Annotated in this window: 3 protein-coding genes; all 3 read right to left on the bottom strand. The window is 39.1% G+C overall.

Going from position 1 to position 3,133, the window contains the following annotated elements:
• Positions 1–117: 117 nt before the first annotated feature.
• The gene (gene dprA / locus RYK20_RS10845) at positions 118–1,233 is read right to left on the bottom strand and encodes a DNA-processing protein DprA (RefSeq protein WP_314895435.1); all 1,116 of its coding nucleotides are present in this window, start codon (positions 1,231–1,233) and stop codon (positions 118–120) included.
• Positions 1,234–1,237: 4 nt separating this feature from the next.
• Complete coding sequence (gene purB, locus RYK20_RS10840; RefSeq protein WP_297981436.1) at positions 1,238–2,590, bottom strand: adenylosuccinate lyase; 1,353 nt, start codon at positions 2,588–2,590, stop codon at positions 1,238–1,240.
• Positions 2,591–2,851: 261 nt separating this feature from the next.
• Positions 2,852–3,133: hypothetical protein (locus tag RYK20_RS10835; RefSeq protein WP_314895434.1), on the bottom strand; the 282-nt coding region annotated here is incomplete at its 5' end.

Below are 3,133 nucleotides of genomic sequence, written 5' to 3'. Positions count from 1 at the left end.
AATCTAATATATGAAAAACAATTTATTTCCCCTTTGTTTTCGGGTGCAAAGGTACGGCAAATATTTCCAATAGCAATATTTTTATATTGTTTCTTTCTATATATCTATAGATAAAAACTATAAAATAGCGGCTAATGAAAAAATCTTGCCGGGGAGGGGGCGGATAACGCCTTTCATTTCCATTTGGAAAAGTAGGTTGGAAAGCTTGTGTATAGGGAGCTCGCAGGCACGAGCAAGATCATCCAAGGATAGTTTCTCTTGTGTCTTGAGTACTTGAACAATTTTCTCTTCTTCAGGGGAGAGTTCTACAAAAATAGGAGTCGCAACTTCCTTACTAGCAATGGAGCTTACCTCCCAACCCATATAGTAGATAAGGTCTGCAGCTGAAGTAATCAGTCTAGCTTTGTCGTTTTTTATCAGGAAGTTACATCCTTGGCTATAAGGGTCATCTGGGCGTCCTGGAATGGCAAAAACTTCACGATCATACGAAAAAGCTAAGTCCGCTGTAACGAGGCTTCCTCCTTTTCGAGCAGACTCAATCACGACGGTGGCATCCGAAAGCCCAGCAATAATACGGTTCCTACTTAGGAAATTCTTTCGGTCAAAGGTACTCTTATGCCAAAATTCGGTAATAAAACCACCATTTTCTAACAATTGATTCCGATATTTTTTATGAGCCGAAGGGTAGAGCATATCCAGCCCATGAGCTAGGCAGGCGATAGTCTGTAATCCATTCTCCATAGCAGCCTTATGTGCAGCAATATCTACCCCATAAGCGAATCCACTGATAATAACCAGATCCGATAGGGCAGAGAGTTCCTCTACAAATTTCTGGCAGAAAGCTCCTCCTTGTAGGGTCATATCCCTTGTCCCTACAATACTCAGGGTTTTCTTATTCTTAAGATTAATATCACCTTCGAAGAAAAAGAGAATCGGAGCATCAATAATATTCTTGAGGTTCGTCGGGTAGTCCTCATCAAAATAGGTGAGGTATTTCACCCGATGTTCTTGTATATATAGCCATTCTTTTTCCGCTTCCTTGCGATGGATAGGGTCAAATAGGTGCTGTAAGGTAGCACTCCCGATACGTTCAATATGGGCTATTTTATGTTTTTTCTCCGTGTAGATAGCCGAGGGGCTCCCGCAGTGAGCAATGAGCTTTTTGGCGGTGATCGCCCCTATATTAGGCGTATGTTGTAGGGCTAGTAGGGCAATAATATCTTCCTCTTTCATTATCTTATTCATAGGAAAGATAATCTCCCCCAGTATAATTCTCAGGAGTGATGGCCTTTAGGGTAGCTTTTAGAGTCTCTGACACAGAAAGGGTATCAATAAAGTCGTGGATGGCTTCTTGGTTTATCTTCTTATTAGTTCGAGTAAGTCCCTTAAGAGCCTCATAAGGATTAGGATAGCCTTCCTTTCGGAGGATAGTTTGTATAGCTTCGGCTACCACAGCCCAGTTTTCTTGTAAATCCCATTTGATTTTTTCTTCATTGAGAATTAGTTTATTAAGACCTTTTAAGGTAGCTTCTATGGCGATAAGGGTATGGGCGAAAGGTACCCCTACATTACGTAATACAGTGCTATCGGTAAGGTCACGCTGTAGTCGGGAGATAGGGAGCTTTGCGGAAAGATGTTCAAGAAGCGCATTGGCAATGCCCAGATTTCCTTCAGAATTCTCGAAATCAATAGGATTCACCTTATGAGGCATAGCTGAAGAGCCCACTTCCCCAGCTTTGATTTGTTGCTTAAAGTAATCCATTGAGATATAAGTCCAGATATCTCTGTCAAAATCAATAAGAATTGTATTGATACGCTTGAGAAGGTCAAAGAGAGCTGCTAGGTGATCATAGTGTTCTATTTGGGTGGTTGGGAAGGAATGGTAAAGTCCTAATACCTCTGTAACGAAATGAGTTCCAAAGTTCTTCCACTGAACAGATGGATAAGCTACCGTATGAGCGTTGTAATTCCCTGTGGCTCCCCCGAACTTCGCAGCATATTTTATAGAGGAAAGATAGGCTAATTGTTCTCTGATACGGGTAGAAAACACCTTTATTTCTTTTCCTAGGAGGGTAGGGGAGGCTGGTTGTCCGTGGGTACGAGCCAGTAAAGGAATTTCTTTCCACTCAAGGGAAAGTTGCTCCATTTTCTGGGTAAGTTCTTCTATCTTAGGGAGATATACTTCTAGAACGGCCTCCTTGATAGAGAGAGGAATAGAAGTATTATTTATATCCTGTGAGGTAAGACCAAAATGGATGAATTCCTTGTAAGACTCTAAGCCCAGACGGTCAAACTGTTGCTTAAGGAAGTATTCTACTGCTTTTACATCGTGATTTGTGGTTTGCTCGATTTTCTTAATAGAGAGTGCGTCCTCAGGAGAGAAATTCCTATATAGGTCTCGTAAAGAAGTAAAGAGAGCCTTATCAAAACTAGAAAGTTCAGGTAAAGGAATCTCACATAAAGCAATAAAATACTCTACTTCAATACGTAATCGGTATTGGATAAGGGCTTGTTCAGAGAAATAAGCCTGTAGTGGGCTTGTTTTAGAAGCATAACGCCCATCAATGGGGGATATAGCAGTTAAAGACATAATGAGATAATAATTTGAAAAGGCAAATATACGATTTTTTATTTAAGGTGTTCGAAAGAGAGGATGAAAAAATGCTGGATGAGGTAATTTTGTAGGAGATAGAAACCTTGCCAATGTAAGTTTTGTTTTTTAATTCAAGAATTAAACTACAATCTTGCGATAAATAGGGATGTAAAAAAAACCCATAAGAGGCGTTACAACGCTTTTTAAAAGTCTTTACACTGCAAAAAATGCTTAAAAATCATCCTGACAATCAACAAATTACAAAATAATTAAAAAAAAGTTGTAAAAATATTTGGTAGAATGGGTAAAAGGTATTACTTTTGCACCCGCTTTCGATAAGGGAGCAGTTCTTTGAAAAGCCAGATGATTAAAAAATTTTTTTAAAAACATTTGGTGGAATGAAAAAAAGGTTGTACTTTTGCACCCGCTTTCAATAAGAGGGGCGTTCTTTGAAAAACTGAATGACTTTAAAAAAAGAAGAAAAATTTTTTTTAAAAACATTTGGTAGAATGAAAAAAAGGTTGTACCTTTGCACCCGCA

It is taken from the genome of uncultured Capnocytophaga sp., assembly GCF_963525585.1.
Lineage (GTDB): Bacteria > Bacteroidota > Bacteroidia > Flavobacteriales > Flavobacteriaceae > Capnocytophaga.
This window is presented reverse-complemented; position numbering and strand designations above follow the sequence as displayed.